Raw genomic sequence first — 17,229 nt, forward strand, 5'->3', positions numbered from 1 at the left:
AATGAAAAACATATTAAACAATATCATTGCTAAACGATGGCTGATACTGGCATTGTTTGCACTGCTTGCTCTTTTCGGATATTATTCATGGAAACAACTTTCTATAGAAGCTTATCCCGATATCGGAGATGTTACTTCCCAGGTTGTTACTCAGGTACCCGGTTTAGCTGCCGAGGAAATTGAACAGCAAATTACCATACCTATTGAACAGGCAATAAATGGACTCCCAGGAATGCATGTCATGCGAAGCAAAAGTACCTTCGGATTATCCATGGTAACCATCGTTTTCAATGACGGGGTCGATGATTACTGGGCAAGGACCAGAATTAAAGAAAGGCTGGGGGATCTCGAACTTCCGTATGGAGTAACTCCTGGGCTGGATCCGCTCACCTCTCCAACAGGAGAGATTTACCGCTATATCATTGAGAGTAAAACCCATGATCTACGTGAGCTTACTGATCTTCAGAATTTTGTAATCATCCCGAAAATAAAACAGGTTTCTGGAGTGGCAGACGTTACCAATTTTGGTGGGATTACCACCCAGTTTCAGGTAGAACTGGATCCGGTAAAGCTGGAACAATACAATATTAGCCTTAAAGAGGTGGCAGAAAAGCTTGAGGCCAACAATGCCAACTCAGGTGGAAGTGTTATGAACAGGGGAGACCAGTCTTACGTTATCCGTGGAATCGGCCTGGTTAAATCTCTCGAAGACATGGGTAGGGTTGTCGTAAAATCAGTTAATGGCTCTCCCATATACATGAATGACATTGGCAAAATAAAATATGGGAACCTTGAACGTAAAGGAGCGCTAGGCTACTCAGATCAGCGGGGTGTTAATTACTCGGACAACATAGAAGGTATTGTTCTGTTGCTCAAAGGAGAAAATCCATCTGTCGTATTAAAAGGAGTAAATGATGCTGTTGATGATCTTAATAAAAACATCCTTCCAAAAGGTGTTCAGATCCATGTTGTATTAGACAGAACCAACCTTGTTGATAATACATTACATACCGTATCTAAAACTTTACTTGAAGGAATGACCTTGGTTATCATCGTATTGATTGTATTCCTTGGAAGCTGGCGCGGCGCCCTGCTTGTGGCCATTACCATCCCCCTGTCTTTGCTTATTGCATTTATATTAATGCATTTCACTAATATTCCGGCTAACCTTTTATCCCTTGGGGCTATCGATTTCGGGATTATTGTAGATGGGGCTATTGTAATGCTTGAAACGATTTTAAAGAAACGGGAAGATCATCCTGAAGAGGAACTGGAAGAAAAAACCATTACTCAAAAAGTAAAAGAAGTAGCCAAACCCATATTCTTTGCCACCATCATTATCATCACCGCTTATTTGCCATTGTTTGCTTTTGAAAGAGTAGAAAAGAAATTATTTACGCCAATGGCATTTACAGTAGGTTACGCATTGCTGGGTGCCCTTGCTGTTGCATTATTCCTCATTCCGGGACTGGCTTTTGTCATCTACCGGAAACCACGGAAGATTTACCACAACCGCTGGCTTGAGAAAATAGGGACGGCATATCATAACAGAGTTCAAAAGATCATGAGCCGTCCTAAACGGATATTTATTCCATTGATTGCTATCCTGCTGACGACAGGCGTTTTAACAGCCCTGGTAGGAAAAGACTTTTTACCTCCGCTGGATGAAGGATCAATATGGCTTCAGGTTTCTTTACCACCAGGCATTACAGTAGAAAAATCAAGAGAAATGAGTGATACGCTCAGGGCGCATACTCTTAAGCACAAAGAAGTAACGTATGTAATGGTACAGGCTGGAAGAAATGACGACGGAACTGACGCCTGGACACCTTCCCATTTTGAGGTGAGTGTGGGACTAAAACCGTATAGCGAATGGAAATGGGGAAGAAGTAAAGCGGATCTTATCAAAGAACTTGAAGCAGAATACGCAACCATGCCGGGATACAATATTGCTTTCACCCAACCGATGATCGATGGCGTAATGGACAAAATTTCCGGGGCCCATAGTGAACTCGTTGTTAAGGTATATGGAAATGATTTTAAAGAAACAAGACGAATAGCAGAAGAAGTAATGGCTACTTTAAAAAAGGTAAAAGGAGCCGTGGACCTTGCTATAGATCAGGAGCCTCCATTGCCCCAGTTACAGATAAAGGTAGATCGCGAAAAAATCGCCCAATATGGACTCAATGTATCTGATGTTTCAGATCTTATAGAAGTAGCAATCGGGGGAAAAGCTGTTTCAAAAGTATATCAGGGAATCAAAGTATACGATATTATTACGAGGTATAACGAAACCAGCAGAAATACGCCGGAAAAAATAGGTAGCCTGATGCTTACCAATGAATCCGGGGCGAAAATCCCACTATCCCAGGTTGCGGATATACAGTTGAATACAGGGGAAAGTATGATCGCACGTGAAATGAACAAGCGTCATCTCACCGTACGCCTTAACCTTCGTGGTACCGATTTAACGTCATTTTTATCACAAGCAGAAAATGCCATCGAAAAAAATGTAAAATATGATCACGAAAAATACAGCATCAAATGGGGTGGTCAGTTTGAAAACCAGAACCGTGCCTACGGAAGGCTTTCTGTTATTGTTCCCCTGGCGCTTTCCATTATGTTTATTTTGTTGTATGGAGCTTTCCAGTCATTCCGTCAGGCCGGGCTTTTAATCAGTATAGTTCCGCTGGCTCTTTTCGGAGGAATGCTTGCTCTCAATCTTCGGGGCATGACCCTGAATATTTCATCAGCAGTAGGTTTTATTGCTTTATTTGGAGTCGCCATACAAAATGGGGTAATCATGATCTCCCACATCAATGACCTGCGAAAGAAAGGGTACGACCTGAAAAAAGCAGTAACAGAAGGAGCTTTCCATCGCTTCCGTCCGGTTCTGATGACCGCTACTGTCGCTATATTGGGGTTATTTCCTGCCTCATTGGCTACAGGTATTGGCTCTGATGTACAAAGACCTCTGGCCACTGTAATTGTGTATGGACTCCTGTTTTCTACCATCATTACCCTGTTTGCACTTCCTGCACTTTACTATCTGATAGAAAATAAATGGGGAAAGAATTTTAATGTACCAAAAGAAGATTAAAATGATCACAATAAAAAAATATACACAGCTTTTTATCATAATATTCCTCGTTTCAGCCTTCAATATAAAGGCCCAGAAGATTGATACTGCATTCGCTAAAAAACCAATTGATTATATGACCTATATCAATCTGGTCGGAAAAAACAATCTGGCATATTCTGCAGAAAAATTCAATATCAATATTGCCGATGCCGCGATACAAACCGCCCGGATTTTTCCGGATCCACAATTAGGCTTCGGATGGTTTGATAACGGACAAAGAAGAATGAAGATGGGCTATGGTTTTAACTCTGAAGTAAGCTGGACATTGGAAATGGGTGGCAAAAGAAAAGCCCGTATAGAAGTTGCTCGAAATCAGGCACAGCTTAGCCGTCTTCTTCTGGATGATTATTTCCGTAATCTCCGGGCAGATGCTACACTGGCGTATCTCTCTGCTATCCAGAATAGGATCGTGCTGGATGTAGAATCCAATTCTTATCTGCAGATGAAAAAACTGGCGGAATCCGACAGTATCCGCTTCAAATTAGGAGTGATCACCCAGGTAGATGCCAGGCAATCAAAGCTGGAAGCAGGTACTATGCTGAACGATGTATTTTCTGCAGAAGCAGAGTGGAAAGCTTCATTAGCTAACCTTTCACTTTTGTCGGGAAAAGCTAAAAGTGATTCTTTATGGTATCCTCAGGGCGATTTTTCAGGGTTTGAACGTCAATTTTCCTTATCGGATCTGGTTATTGAAGCTCAAAACAACAGGGCAGATTTAAAAGCAGCCCTGCAAAGCAAAACCGTTTCTCAAAGTCTGCTTAAGCAAGCTAAGGCTGACCGCGCGATTGACCTGGGACTGTCATTTGGTGTTAATAATGCTTCTTACGTGAGAAATACCATCGCCCCCACACCTGCAATGACTACTGTAAATGCAGGAATCAGTGTTCCCCTGAAATTTTCAAACAACAGATCAGGAGATCTGAAAGCAGCACAATACGGTACCTTACAGGCAGAAACAACCTACAAACAGACTGAGCTCCAGATTCAAACCGAAGTTACCCAGGCATATTACACCTATATCGCAGCTCAAAAGCAGGTGAATCAGTTTAAATCCGGTTTGCTTACAGAAGCTAAAGCTATCCTTGAAGGCAAAATATACAGCTATAAGAGAGGTCAGTCTTCCTTACTGGAAGTCCTGAATGCACAACGTACCTATAATGATGTACAGCACGATTATTACGGAACACTTTACAACTGTGCCGTTGCATTGGTAGAGCTTGAAAGAGCTGCCGGAATATGGGATATTAATTTATAATTAAAAACAATGAAAAAAATATTTTTTATACTGATCATATTATTTGAAGGGCATTTTATATATGCTCAACAGAATTCTGATACGTTAAAAACAGATTCCATAGAATCAAACACAAACAAAGTAAGCTGGGGTGTGAAAGCGGGTATTAATTCTTATAATTTTTACGGCAAAGAGAGGGATTTTATTTTTGCAAATCCAGACACAAAATTCAAACCGGGCTTCCATGCAGGCGTATTTGTTAACACCCGGATAAGCAAAAATATAGAACTGACCCATGAATTGATTTTCAGCCAAAGAAGGGTAGGTGTCTCCTATAAGGATAGTTCTGACAAAACTTATAACTCAGTGATCAACAGTTCTTATATTGATATTATTCCTGTGAACATGAATTACCGCCTATCCGGATTTAAATTCTATGCGGGGCCGTATGTAAGTGTTTTAGCAGCAGCCAATACAAAACGAAAAGATGAAAATGGTAACGTTTTACGGGATAAAAGCATTTTCGGAGATGCGGCCAATGATGAAAGCAAAAGATATTATCTTCAGAAATTTGATTTTGGGATGAATATCGGTCTGGACTACCAACTAAAAGACAGATGGTCGGTAGGGCTAAGATACACACATGGTTTTACAGATCTTTTTCAGAATGCCAACAGTTCAGCAAACGGCAATGCTAAAAAAGATAAAATTAAAATATACAACCGGGGACTTATGCTTTCTTTAGCATATGACCTGACATCATATCATTCTTATAAATAATACAAAAAGGAATCAAAATCTCAAAGTTCTACAACAGAACAGTAAAAACACAAAGAAATTATATATATTTTTTGGTTCCTTTTAATCCAATACGATCATCTTATATCGTAGATTATTTATTTCTAAATTAGTGTTAAAGCCGGGTTAAAACCCGGCTTATTTTAGTTCCAAAATGTATTAACGCGCTAAAACCGGCATATAGAATTCTATAAAACTATAGCGTCTTTGTGCTCAAATTCTTAGATCTAAGTTGCCTAAGGAAACTATCATCCAGGAAGTATTTTTGAGGCTTCAGTAATTAAACTATCCATCAATACCGATGCGCTTTTGTGCTTAAGAACCGGTGCGATCTGCCCACCCCAGAAAAATACCATTTCATTTTTCCCTTGTTCCAGAGCGGCCTTACGCAAAGATGACATAAAAGTAGTTTGTAATGGAAAAGGTAAGTGAGGAATCTGTTTTTCTGAAAGATCCTTTAAAATTTCATTGGTTATTCCTCTGCCTAAACGTCCGGTATAAGCTCTTGACAGCCTCGTGTTTTTTGACGACTCTGAAAAAAGAGCCTCTCTATGAACAGACAAAGCACCGGATTCCTCACAAGCCAGAAATGCAGTTCCGATTTGCACTCCTTCCGCTCCTAATGTAAGCGCAGCTGCAATTCCGGTCCCAGTAGCAATTCCACCGGCAGCAATGACCGGTATTTTAATCCTATCTTTTATCAACTGGACAAGAACGAATGTGCCCGTAGTTGAGTATTCAGCCTTATCCAAAAATGAAGGTCTGTGACCGCCGCTTTCAAACCCTGAAGCAACAATAATATCTACTCCAATATTCTCCAGAGCTATCGCTTCGTCCAATGTCGTTACGTTTCCCGCCAAAAGAATTCCCCTTTTATGGCATTCCTCGACAACAGTTGGATCCAGCAACCCAAACATAAAGCTGAAAACCTTTGGTTTAATATCCAAAACCGTCTGCAGCTGATTCTGAAACCTGGATTCAAAAGAGGGTGGAAGAGCGGGAACATCTATTTCCAGCCGGTCAAAATAAGGCCTAAAAGCCTCCACAGTCTCTTTATAGCTTTTTTCACTGTCTTCCGCACTGACAAAATCTGTATCGGAAACCCAAAGATTAAGATTATAGGGCTGGGACGTTTGAGATCTTATTTTCTGATCGACCTCATAAATTTCCTGCGGACTAAGGGTATATGCTCCAAAACCACCTAATCCACCCTTATTGCTTACCCGTGAAGTGAGTTCTACTGTAGATAAGCCTCCTCCGAAAGGTCCCTGCCAGATAGGGTATTCAATTCCAAGTAAATCTGTAATTCTGTTTTTATTCCACATAATAAGTGATTTGATTGGGTTACCAATTATTCAACATCCGTAAGGGTTTTGTTTACGATCAGCCATTTCCCGTTTATTTTATGGAAAGTAATAAAATTATAGTAATTATAATCGTACATCTTCACATTGAGCTTTACTGAAGCAATAGAATTGATCACGTCGATGGAAATAATCTCCGGATGAAACGGTGCTCCTACCTTTTCCGGGCTGACCCGATTGCCTACACCTTCGATGTATTGTTCCGCTGTTTTATAATACGCTACTCCTTTTATATCTCCGAATAGAAGGGCGTCTTTGAAGAAGACTTCCTTCAAAAGTGTTGTATTCCCTTCAAAAATGCCTTTGAAGTAATATTGCTCAAGTGCGGTTCTTATAGCGGTTTCTTCTGTACTATTTTTCATAGTGTTGATTTTTTGAGCATGGCTGCTTAGTGGAATACCCAGCAACCATGCTATTAATAATACAATTTTCATTATAGGTAATGTCCGGCTCCCATGCCGCCATCCACATTGATTATCGCTCCCGTGATCAGTTTGTTGCATGCAATGCTGTAAACCATTTGTGCAACTTCTTCAGGTTCACCGATACGGTTCAGTAAATGAATTCCTGCTGCCTGATCGATATTTTCATCGTGCATAGGGGTTCTGATCAGCCCGGCGGCAACGGTATTTACTCTGATATTATCTTTTCCAAACTCGGTGGCAAGCTGATGTGTTAAAGCATGGATCGCACCCTTACTCGATATCGGAGCCGTAGAAGGAGATCCTGCCATAGCGTGATATACCAATGGAGAACCTATATTAATAATAACTCCATTTCTCTGCTTCTGCATCTGAGGAATAACCGACTGTGTCGTAAAAAAGGTCCCTTTAAGGTTTGTTCTTAAAAACCTGTCCAGATGATCTTCTGTTACTTCAAGAAATGGTTTGTTTTCATAAATTCCTGCATTATTGACAAGAACATCTGCTGAACCAAATCGCTCAATCGCTGTTTTTACAAGTAATTCACCAATAGCTTTGTCGGCAACATCCCCTGCAATCATTGCCAAATGATCTCCACCTCCCAATTCATTAAAAACCTTCTGCAATTTAGATTCTGTTCTTGAATTAATAACTACATTACTTCCTTTTTCCAGAAAATACCTGGCGATCTCCAATCCGATTCCTGAGGATGCACCTGTTATGATGACCGTTTGTTTTTCCATTTTTCTATTTTTTATCGGTGGAAAATCCCTGTTCTTTCAACGCAGATACCTGCTCTCCGGCATATCCCCAGTTATCATCTTCTATTTCATCAATCACTACATGGGTAAGATGCGGATCTTTATTCAAAACTGAAGTTACCAGTTCTGTTACTCCTTTTATCAAAAGTTGTTTTTGTTCTCTTGTAACTCCGTCACGCAGAACTTCTATTTTTATATAAGGCATGATTGTAAATTTTTAGGATTATTAATTATTTTCAACTGATTCAGCAACCAGATTAATGGTGAGGTCAAAATTGTTGTATATCAAGGTATCCCCTAAATCCGTAAAGAAATTACCTGATCTGAATTTCATATTATACTTAGTACGATCAAGAACAATTTTACTTTGAATAGTTGCTGAGTTTGGAGTGTTCTCGATTTTTAATACAGTATCAATAGGATGGGTGATTCCCTTAATCGTAAGATCTCCGTTTACATAATACAGATGATCATCACCAGGCTCTATATGCCTGATTTCAAAGGTAGATTCCGGAAACTGATCCGAATTAAAGAAATCATCGGAAGCTAAATGACCCGCAAACTGAGCGTTGGTCTCAGCATCTTCGATATCAAGAATTTTTATAGAACGGGTATCTATAATAAATGTTCCTGAAGATAGTTGGTTGTCTTTAAAAGTAAATGACCCCTCTTTGATTCCGATGGTCCCATTATGAGCACCGGTTATTTTTCTTCCGGTCCATTCTATTGTACTTTTTTCATGGTCTACTTTAAAATTTTGTGTATTCATTTTTTCTATGTTTAAATGTTGACACAAAGTTCAGAAGGGGACGTTAAAAAGTTGCGTGACCTGGGTCACAATTTAATTTTACTGAAAAGCAATGAGTAAATTAAGAGATCAGGATTGATACAAACGGCTTAAGGTTTCTCTGGAAACACCGAGATAAGCAGCTATAAGATGTTTAGGGACAAGATTATACAATTGAGGATACATTGATAAAAGTTCTTCGTATCTGAACTTAGCATCGTTATTCATTAGTGAAAGAAGGCGTTTCTGTACTGCAACATAGCCTTTATTGGTTCTCCACCTGAAAAAATGCTCCATTTCATGAATTTCGCTGCATATCTTTTCTCTGTTTTTATTGGATATGGCCAATACGGTTGCATGGGTAATGCAATCAATATTTATGGTTGCCTTCTGATGACTGTACAGTGCATTATAATCGGAAACCCACCAATTTGGCATTGCAAATTGTAAAATAAACATCTTCATGGCATCATTTAGATAAAACGCCTTAAGGCAACCCTCCAGGACAAAATATTCGTGATCTACATGATTTCCTTCCGACAAAAGCATCTGTCCTTTTTTCAGACTGATCAGGGTGAAATGCGAAAATACATAATCCAGTTGCTCTTCATTGAGAGAAACAAATTGCGACAGATGTTGCTGTAATATCTCTTTAGGATGGGTCATCAATTTTTAATTGAATTACAAATATACAATGTAAAACATTTCCCTAAAGCAGCCCTTAACTTTATCTTATCCATTAAGAAGAACTTCAGTCTAATTTTAGTAGGGTAAAGAAAACAATTGCAATAATACCTAAATACCAAAAACGGATGATTCAGGTACAGCAGCAAAAAAATGTAAAATATTGAAAATCAAAAATTATCATCTCAAAAAACATAAGGTTATAAAACTCTAACTTTGATTGTTATCGTATTAATCAAACTTTAGTAAAAAGAGTAAAACATGCATGAATAAAGCATTTTTTAACAATTAATTCACGTAAAAAAGACCAAAAAACCTTATCTTTGTCACCTATGCTGAAGTGGATTTCTATATTTTGTTCTATGACTTACGTATTTGCGACAACAAATATGGCGGAAGTATTGAAGGCTCCGGTCTTTATAGAACATCTGATGGAATATGACGGCAATTGTGTAGAATTTCTGGTAGAACATTATGATAATCATAAAAAAGACCAGGATTGGGATACCGATCAGAAACTGCCATTCATCAATCCTCCTGTTGTGCTTATGGTATATGCGCAACTTCCGGAAACCCTATTTCATATTGAAAAAATAAAAGAATTTCCGGTTCAGCAAAAAAACACTTTTTATCAGGAAAAAGATTTTTCCGGACTCTATCTTTCCAGGATTTTCCAGCCTCCACGCCATTCTTAATTAATCTCTGCGCAATAACTATGCTTTAAAATACTTTTTAGAGCAGCTTAATCTTGTTATCTATCAATTAATTAATTTTTTCATGTTAAATAAAATTATTGAGTTTTCTGTAAAGAATAAACTCATTATTGCCCTTTTTACAATGGGGCTGATTCTTCTTGGAATCTATGAAACAACAAAGCTTCCAATTGATGCTCAGCCTGATATTACCAATAATCAGGTACAGATTATCACTGTCGCACCCTCATATGGAGCAGCTGATATCGAACGTCTGGTAACCTTTCCCATTGAACAGGCTACCAGTAACATCAATGGCATAACAGAGCTCCGAAGTTTTTCACGGTTCGGCTTATCCCTTGTTACGGTGGTATTTAATGATAATACCGATGTATATTGGGCAAGACAACAGGTTCAGGAACGTCTGCAGATAGTCCAGGATAATATACCGGAAGGAATCGGAAAACCGGAATTGGGACCTATCTCCAGTGGATTAGGTGAAATATTCCAATATGTGGTGCGGGCAAAAAAAGGCTACGAGAACATCTACGATGAGACCGAACTGAGAACCATCCAGGACTGGATTATCCGCCGCCAGCTTCTGGGAACAAAAGGAGTTGCGGATGTCAGCAGCTTTGGAGGAAAACTGAAACAATATGAGATTGCTATCAATCCCAATAAATTACAAGCATTTGATATTACCATCAATGACGTTTTCGATGCCCTGGAGCGGAATAATCAAAATACCGGCGGGGCTTATATTGAAAAGAAGGAGACTGTATTATTCATTAGGACAGAGGGTCTTCTGGGAAGTACTGAAGATATAGGTAATATCGAAGTATCAGCAACAGGAGAAGGCATTCCTGTTCTTATCAGGGATGTGGCGGAAGTAAAAACGGGATATGCCACCCGGTATGGAGCAATGACCTATAATGACACAGGAGAGGTCTCGGGAGCTATTGTACTGATGCTTAAAGGAGAAAATGCCAACGAAGTGATTGGTAATATTAAACAGCGTCTGGAAAAAATTCAGGAAACCTTACCGGAAGGTGTTGTTATTGAGCCTTTCCTGGATCGTGCGAAAATGGTTAACAATACAATCAGTACCGTAAAAAACCAATTTGATGGAAGGAGCCCTGATTGTTGTTTTCATTCTTGTTCTCTTTTTAGGAAACTTCCGTGCCGGTCTGCTTGTCGCTTCTGTAATTCCACTTGCAATGCTTTTTGCCATAATCATGATGAACCTTTTTGGAGTCGGAGGAAACCTCATGAGCCTCGGTGCTCTTGATTTCGGACTTATCGTTGATGGGGCTGTTATTATCGTAGAAGCTGTGTTGCATCAGCTTGCCCATAAAAAACATTTCGGGAAAGATCATATCCTCAGCAAAAAAGAAATGGATACACAGGTTTCAGATTCCGCTACCAAGATGGTAAATAGTGCGGTTTTCGGGCAGATTATTATCCTGATCGTATACCTCCCTATTTTCACATTACAAGGGATTGAAGGTAAAATGTTCAAACCCATGGCTCAGACTGTCGCGTTTGCATTGATCGGGGCCTTCCTGCTTTCCCTTACTTATATTCCAATGATGAGTTCCCTGGTTCTTAGCAGAAAGAAAAAGACCAAAGACAATATTTCAGACAAGGTGATGACCAGGGTAGAAACCGGGCATCAAAAGCTTCTGATAAAAGCATTGAAGTACAGAAAAACCATTATTATCACAGTACTTCTCCTTTTCGCAGGAGCTGTTTTCACCCTTTCCCGGATGGGAGGAGAGTTTATTCCATCATTGGAGGAAGGTGATTTTGCTGTAGAAATGCGTATCCTGCAGGGAAGTAATATTAATGAAACCAAAAAAGCAACCACCCAGGCGGCGCACATTCTTTTAAAACAGTTTCCAGAGGTGCAAAAGGTAGTCACTAAAATCGGAAGTGCCGAAATTCCCACAGAGCCGATGCCAATGGATGCGGGTGATATGATCATTGTTCTGAAGCCTAAAAAAGAATGGTCGTCTGCACGATCATTCCCGGAATTATCCGAAAAGATGAGCAAAGCATTGCAGGTTATTCCCGGGCTCAAAACAGGTTTTCAGTTCCCGGTACAAATGCGCTTTAATGAATTAATGACCGGAGCAAGACAGGATGTGGTGTGTAAAATTTATGGAGAAGATCTGGACAGCCTTGCTGCATATGCCAAAAAGCTGGGTGGGATTATCAATACAGTAAAAGGTGCACAGGATCTTTATCTGGAGCCTGTTGTCGGGGCGCCACAGGTAGTTATCGGTTATAACCGTGCCGAGCTCTCGCGTTACCATATTTCCGTAATGGAAATCAATAGGGTGATCAATATGGCTTTTGCCGGACAAACTGCCGGGGCTTTGTATGAAGGTGAAAGAAAATTTGATGTCGTGGTAAGAATGGACAATGAGCATAAAAAAGATATAACAAGTATTCAAAATCTTCTGGTTCCGACTGCTTCTGGTGAGCAGATTCCTTTACACCAGCTGGCTAGCATAGAATTGAAAAGCAGTCCCAACCAAATCCAGAGGGAAGATACCAAAAGAAGAATTGTTGTCGGATTTAATGTCCGTGGAAGAGATGTTCAAAGTATCGTGGAGGAACTTCAGCAAAAGACCGATAAAGAATTGAAACTCTCTTCAGGTTATACCATCTCTTATGGTGGAGCCTTTGAAAACTTAAATGAAGCTAAAGCAAGATTAGGTGTCGCTGTTCCTATTTCACTGGTAATGATCTTTCTGCTTCTTTTCTTCGCATTTGGTTCCGTAAAACACAGTTTGCTGATCTACACCGCAATTCCGCTATCAGCCATTGGTGGAGTTTATTTTCTGGCCCTCAGGGGAATGCCTTTCAGCATCAGTGCAGGAGTAGGATTTATTGCATTATTTGGTGTTGCGGTACTTAATGGAATTGTTTTGATATCAGAATTCAACCGATTAAAAAATAATGGAATAACCAATCTCAGCAGAATTGTTTTAATGGGCACAAGAATCCGGCTTCGTCCCGTACTGATGACTGCTTTTGTCGCTTCGCTGGGCTTTCTTCCTATGGCGTTAAGCAGTGGTGCAGGGGCAGAAGTACAGAGACCTCTGGCTACCGTGGTTATAGGAGGCTTAATGCTTGCTACGCTCTTAACCTTATTTGTCCTGCCTATTTTGTATGTCTTATTTGAACGAATCAATAAAAATAAAATGAAATTCTCAAAAAAAAGAAACTTTAAAAAACTAACCATACTCCTGTTATTCATTTCTTTCGGAAGTATTCAGGCACAGGAAAACATTACACTGGATCAGGCATTGGAAGCTGCCTTCCGGCAAAACGGAAACTATAAGAATTCCAGACTCATTTCAGCCTATCAGGAAAAACTGAAATCAAGCTATCTCGACATTCCTCAACTGGAAGTGACAGCAGGTATCGGCCAGATACAGGGAATCGAAACCGATAATTCGTTTTCCGTATCTCAACGCATTAGTTTTCCGACTGTTTATTCCAGAAGAAAACAATTGCTGGATGCGGAATGGGCTTCAGGTCTTATGAATCAGCAGCTCACCCAAGCCCAACTGACTAAAGAAGTTTCAGAAGTTTTTTACAGAATTATTATTCTAAAGGAAAAGAAAAAAGTGCTGGATTACATCAGTGAGCTGTACAATGGCTTTGCCGACAAAGCAAGTTTACGTTTGAAAAAAGGAGAAGCCAATATTCTCGAGGAGTCAACGGCCGAAATTCAAAGGGAACAGGCCGCAGTGCAGCTGAATATTATTGAAAACGACCTCAATATTGCACAGCTCCAGCTTCAGGTATTGCTTCAGTCGGAAAAAAGATACCTGCCGCTTACTGATCAACCCGTCCTGAATGTTGACTTTCAAATTCCGGGGGATGTCTTAAGAAATCATCCGCAGCTCCAGTATCTGAATCAGCAAATCAAGGTGAATGAAGCAGAAGCCCGTTTAGAACAAAGCAAACTCCTTCCGGATCTTCTTGTAGGATACACTAATCAGAGCATGAAGAATATCAATAACAACCGTTTCAATTCCGTTCAGGTCGGTGTTGGGATCCCTCTATTTACAAAAGGACAGCGAGCACTGGCAAAAGCAACAAAAGCAAAAGTGGCCATTGCAGAAAATCAATACCAAAGAAAAGAAACCGAACTGAAAAACAGGTATGAACAGCTGGCCAATACCTATGCTAACCAGCTTGCGATCATACAAAATTACGAACAGAAGCAACTGCCCAAAGCTGAAACAATTCTTAAAGCAGCCCAAAAACAAATGGAAGCAGGAGAGATCGATTTCCTCAATTGGGTTATTTTAACCAATCAGGCTGTTAAAATAAAGGTTGATTATATCGAAAATTTAGATCGACTCAATCAAACGGGGGCCGAGCTTAATTTCTTAATTTCAAAATAATAATATCATGTATTTCAGAAAATCATCATTATACATCATTGTTGCGGCCTTATTTTTAACCTCATGTTCGGGAAAGAAAGAGGAAACCACAGTCTATGAAAATAAAAAACTGGCATCAAAAAACCAGAATATCGTTCAGTTAAGTGATCAGCAGATCAAAATTACAGGGCTTACCTTGACAGGTATTCAAAACAGGATCATGGAAAAAACGGTACGGCTGAACGGAAAAGCAGACATAGCTCCGTCTCATATCAGTTCTCTTTCCAGTATTATGGGAGGACATATAAAATCGATCAATGTTATTAACGGGAGTCATTTCAGAAAAGGACAGGTACTGGCTGTAGTAGAAGATCCTCAGTTCATACAGCTTCAGCAGGATTATCTCGTTACAAAGGCCCAGCTTGAATCAGCAAGATTGAACTTCAACAGGCAAAAAGACCTCAACACCAGCAAAGCCAGTAGTGACAAAACATTACAGACCGCCCAGGCGGATTATTCCACACTGAACGCTACATTGAAGGGACTGGAAGAAAAACTCAGGATCATAGGCATCAATGCGAAAGGACTAAATTCCGGAAATATTAAAAGCAGAATAAGCATTCATGCCCCTTTTAGCGGTTTTGTAAGTAAAATATGGGTTAATAATGGTCAGTATATCAATCCTTCCGATACCTTATTTGAACTGATTGACCCTGCTGGTCTGTTATTGGAATTAAAAGTATTTGAAAATGACGTAAATGATATAAAAACCGGGCAGGAGATCCTGGTGTATAATAATCAGAACCCGGACCAGAAATATCCTGCCAAAATTATAAGCCTTGTTCCCAATATCGAAAATGGAGGATCCTCGGTAGCTATAGCCAAATTGTCCGCATCCAGCACAGAGTTTGTGCGCGGAATGTACATCAATGCAGAAGTAAGCATTAGTGGTAGAAATACGACCGGCTTACCCGGCGAATCTATAGTATCATTTGAAAATAAGAACTATATCTTTGAAGACCTTGGAAATCACCGGTATAAAATGATCCCCGTAATCACAGGAATTTCAGATAATGGATTTACGGAAATTCTCAAATCTGAATCGTTAAAAAATAAAAGACTGGTACAAAAAGGAACTTACAATCTCCTGATGATCCTTAAAAATAAAGCAGAATAATCATTTTAGCACAAAGCCGTTCAACCGTTTGAACGGCTTTTTATGATTCCGAAAATAAATATACCGATTGGTATATTTATTTTATATCTTTGCCATTTAAAAATGGAACTACTGAATTAAAGACGGTTTATTCCTTTTGTTTGAATCATAAAATTTTTTAATTCAAAATATACCGATCGGTATATTAAATAGTAAAATGCTATGAAAAGAATCATTCTTATTATCACGGTAATCTCCGCAGCCATTATGGAGCTTATAGACACTTCCATAGTAAATGTTGCCCTCAATTATATGAGCGGAAACCTGGGGGCAACATTAGAAGACATTTCCTGGGTGGTTACAGCTTATGGAATTGCCAACGTTATTATTATTCCGATGACCAGCTTTCTGGTCAATAACCTTGGCCGGCGGAATTATTACATCGGCTCTATTATCCTGTTTACCTTTTGTTCTTTTATGTGCGGCAACTCCACAAACCTCTGGGAACTCGTCATGTTCCGGTTTCTGCAGGGAATTGGAGGTGGAGCATTATTATCTGTATCTGCCATGGTTGTATACGAGTGTTTTCCAAAAGAAAAACAGAATATTGCCAGCGCTTTATTTGGGATCGGGGTTTTTATAGGACCCACGATCGGGCCTACACTCGGTGGATTTATTACGGATAACTTTTCATGGCGATGGATCTTTTACATCAACATTCCTTTAGGAATACTGGCCGCTATTCTATGTTTAAAATTATTACCCGAATCTCCGACCCGGCAAAAGGTTAAAAAGATCGACTGGCCAGGAATTATTCTCTTAATTATTGGTATCGGCTCTTTACAAACGGTTTTGGAGCGTGGGGAAACGGAAGACTGGTTTGCTGCCCGTTATATTATTTTCCTCACTGTAGCAGCTGTCCTTTCACTCGTTCTTTTCGTTCACAGGGAGCTCACTATACCACATCCCGTGGTAAAGCTATCGGTTCTTAAGCACCCTTCACTCAGTATCTCTGCCATACTTACCTTTATAACCGGGATTGGCATGTTTACTTCCATTTACCTCACTCCTGTACTGGCACAACGCTTTTTAGGATTCAACCCGGCTCAGGCTGGTCTTTTACTGCTTCCGGGTTCCATTATTGCCGTATTTGCGCTGATCATTACCGGGAAAGTTTTGCAAAAAGGAGTTCCTCCTGCATTGGTAGTATTTCTTGGTTTTTGTTGTTTTATTTATTTTAACTGGTCTATGGCACAGGTAAACCTGGATGTTTCTTTTGCTACAATTTCCATTAATCTTATATTCAGAGCACTGGGAATGGCTTTACTTACCGTTCCGCTTGCATCACTTGCCGTTTCTTCTTTAAAAGCTGAAGATATGCCCCAGGGAACCGCTATTAACAACATGATGCGCCAGTTGGGTGGTTCATTTGGAATATCCATTATCAATACATATATCGCAAGAAGGGTTGCCCTTCACCGTACCGACCTTATCTCCAACCTTACTCCGGATAACCGTTCGGTAATGGATCGTCTTCAAACCTATACTTCACTTTTTCAGAGCAAGGGATTCGGTCTTCCTGAAGCACAGCAAAAAGCAATAGGTCTGGTGGAAAAAATTGTGGTGAAACAATCATTTTTTTTAAGCTATATCGATGCCTATATGGTTATTGGTCTGGCATTTATATTTGTCTTACCTTTATTATTATTTTTCCTGAAGAGGAATAAAAATAAAAAAATAGTAATCGTATCAGCAGACCATTAAAACAGAATCATATAAAATATAA

At 39.6% G+C, this 17,229-nt stretch carries 12 protein-coding genes and 1 pseudogene; 7 read left to right on the forward strand and 6 right to left on the reverse strand.

The window, feature by feature from the left end; genetic code table 11:
* The first annotated feature begins 1 nt into the window (after nt 1).
* The 3 genes from MTQ00_RS05380 to MTQ00_RS05390 are packed head-to-tail and all read left to right on the forward strand — an operon-like array spanning nt 2 to nt 5,156.
* Complete coding sequence (locus MTQ00_RS05380) at nt 2-3,100, forward strand: efflux RND transporter permease subunit (RefSeq protein ID WP_273648018.1); 3,099 nt, start codon at nt 2-4, stop codon at nt 3,098-3,100.
* 1 nt (nt 3,101) lies between these two features.
* Nucleotides 3,102-4,397 (forward strand): TolC family protein, encoded by a 1,296-nt coding sequence (locus MTQ00_RS05385; protein WP_273648019.1) that lies wholly within the window; start codon nt 3,102-3,104, stop codon nt 4,395-4,397.
* Between the two features lie 9 nt (nt 4,398-4,406).
* Complete coding sequence (locus MTQ00_RS05390; protein WP_273648020.1) at nt 4,407-5,156, forward strand: porin family protein; 750 nt, start codon at nt 4,407-4,409, stop codon at nt 5,154-5,156.
* Nucleotides 5,157-5,422: 266 nt separating this feature from the next.
* Here MTQ00_RS05390 and MTQ00_RS05395 read toward each other — a convergent pair whose 3' ends face one another.
* The 6 genes from MTQ00_RS05395 to MTQ00_RS05420 form a co-directional block, all read right to left on the reverse strand.
* Nucleotides 5,423-6,499: an NAD(P)H-dependent flavin oxidoreductase gene (locus MTQ00_RS05395; protein ID WP_273648021.1), complete on the reverse strand. Its 1,077-nt coding sequence runs from the start codon at nt 6,497-6,499 to the stop codon at nt 5,423-5,425.
* Between the two features lie 26 nt (nt 6,500-6,525).
* Entirely contained in the window at nt 6,526-6,972 is a 447-nt protein-coding gene (locus MTQ00_RS05400; RefSeq protein WP_273648022.1) for a nuclear transport factor 2 family protein, read from the reverse strand.
* A complete protein-coding gene (locus MTQ00_RS05405; protein ID WP_273648023.1) occupies nt 6,972-7,703 on the reverse strand; it encodes an SDR family NAD(P)-dependent oxidoreductase in 732 nt (243 codons plus the stop codon). The genes MTQ00_RS05400 and MTQ00_RS05405 overlap by 1 nt, the downstream gene beginning before the upstream one ends.
* Nucleotides 7,704-7,707: 4 nt before the next feature.
* A complete protein-coding gene (locus MTQ00_RS05410) occupies nt 7,708-7,926 on the reverse strand; it encodes a tautomerase family protein (protein ID WP_172282726.1) in 219 nt (72 codons plus the stop codon).
* A 21-nt stretch (nt 7,927-7,947) separates the two neighbouring features.
* On the reverse strand, nt 7,948-8,490 hold the full coding sequence (locus MTQ00_RS05415) for a YceI family protein (RefSeq protein WP_273648024.1): 543 nt from the start codon (nt 8,488-8,490) through the stop codon (nt 7,948-7,950).
* 108 nt (nt 8,491-8,598) lie between these two features.
* On the reverse strand, nt 8,599-9,174 hold the full coding sequence (locus tag MTQ00_RS05420) for a Crp/Fnr family transcriptional regulator (protein WP_273648025.1): 576 nt from the start codon (nt 9,172-9,174) through the stop codon (nt 8,599-8,601).
* A gap of 380 nt (nt 9,175-9,554) precedes the next feature.
* Here MTQ00_RS05420 and MTQ00_RS05425 point away from each other — a divergent pair, with 380 nt between their 5' ends.
* From MTQ00_RS05425 to MTQ00_RS05440, 4 genes and pseudogenes are all read left to right on the forward strand, one after another.
* Nucleotides 9,555-9,887, forward strand: a complete 333-nt coding sequence (locus tag MTQ00_RS05425; protein WP_273648026.1) for a hypothetical protein — start codon at nt 9,555-9,557, stop codon at nt 9,885-9,887.
* An 82-nt stretch (nt 9,888-9,969) separates the two neighbouring features.
* A pseudogene (locus MTQ00_RS05430) lies at nt 9,970-14,308 on the forward strand (CusA/CzcA family heavy metal efflux RND transporter).
* A 7-nt stretch (nt 14,309-14,315) separates the two neighbouring features.
* The gene (locus tag MTQ00_RS05435) at nt 14,316-15,464 is read left to right on the forward strand and encodes an efflux RND transporter periplasmic adaptor subunit (RefSeq protein ID WP_273648027.1); all 1,149 of its coding nucleotides are present in this window, start codon (nt 14,316-14,318) and stop codon (nt 15,462-15,464) included.
* 201 nt (nt 15,465-15,665) lie between these two features.
* Nucleotides 15,666-17,207, forward strand: a complete 1,542-nt coding sequence (locus tag MTQ00_RS05440; RefSeq protein WP_273648028.1) for an MDR family MFS transporter — start codon at nt 15,666-15,668, stop codon at nt 17,205-17,207.
* The last annotated feature ends 22 nt before the right edge of the window (nt 17,208-17,229 follow it).

The sequence above is a fragment of the Chryseobacterium sp. B21-037 genome, from assembly GCF_028570785.1.
Lineage (GTDB): Bacteria > Bacteroidota > Bacteroidia > Flavobacteriales > Weeksellaceae > Chryseobacterium > Chryseobacterium proteolyticum.

Excerpts from the sequence above, each read along its gene's own strand:
- MTQ00_RS05385 (WP_273648019.1), top strand. The coding sequence starts at position 3,102 with ATGATCACAATAAAAAAATATACACAGCTTTTTATCATAATATTCCTC.
- MTQ00_RS05405 (WP_273648023.1), bottom strand. The coding sequence starts at position 7,703 with ATGGAAAAACAAACGGTCATCATAACAGGTGCATCCTCAGGAATCGGA.
- MTQ00_RS05410 (WP_172282726.1), bottom strand. The coding sequence starts at position 7,926 with ATGCCTTATATAAAAATAGAAGTTCTGCGTGACGGAGTTACAAGAGAA.
- MTQ00_RS05425 (WP_273648026.1), top strand. The coding sequence starts at position 9,555 with ATGACTTACGTATTTGCGACAACAAATATGGCGGAAGTATTGAAGGCT.
- MTQ00_RS05440 (WP_273648028.1), top strand. The coding sequence starts at position 15,666 with ATGAAAAGAATCATTCTTATTATCACGGTAATCTCCGCAGCCATTATG.
- MTQ00_RS05435 (WP_273648027.1), top strand. The coding sequence starts at position 14,316 with ATGTATTTCAGAAAATCATCATTATACATCATTGTTGCGGCCTTATTT.
- MTQ00_RS05395 (WP_273648021.1), bottom strand. The coding sequence starts at position 6,499 with ATGTGGAATAAAAACAGAATTACAGATTTACTTGGAATTGAATACCCT.
- MTQ00_RS05415 (WP_273648024.1), bottom strand. The coding sequence starts at position 8,490 with ATGAATACACAAAATTTTAAAGTAGACCATGAAAAAAGTACAATAGAA.
- MTQ00_RS05400 (WP_273648022.1), bottom strand. The coding sequence starts at position 6,972 with ATGAAAATTGTATTATTAATAGCATGGTTGCTGGGTATTCCACTAAGC.
- MTQ00_RS05420 (WP_273648025.1), bottom strand. The coding sequence starts at position 9,174 with ATGACCCATCCTAAAGAGATATTACAGCAACATCTGTCGCAATTTGTT.
- MTQ00_RS05380 (WP_273648018.1), top strand. The coding sequence starts at position 2 with ATGAAAAACATATTAAACAATATCATTGCTAAACGATGGCTGATACTG.
- MTQ00_RS05390 (WP_273648020.1), top strand. The coding sequence starts at position 4,407 with ATGAAAAAAATATTTTTTATACTGATCATATTATTTGAAGGGCATTTT.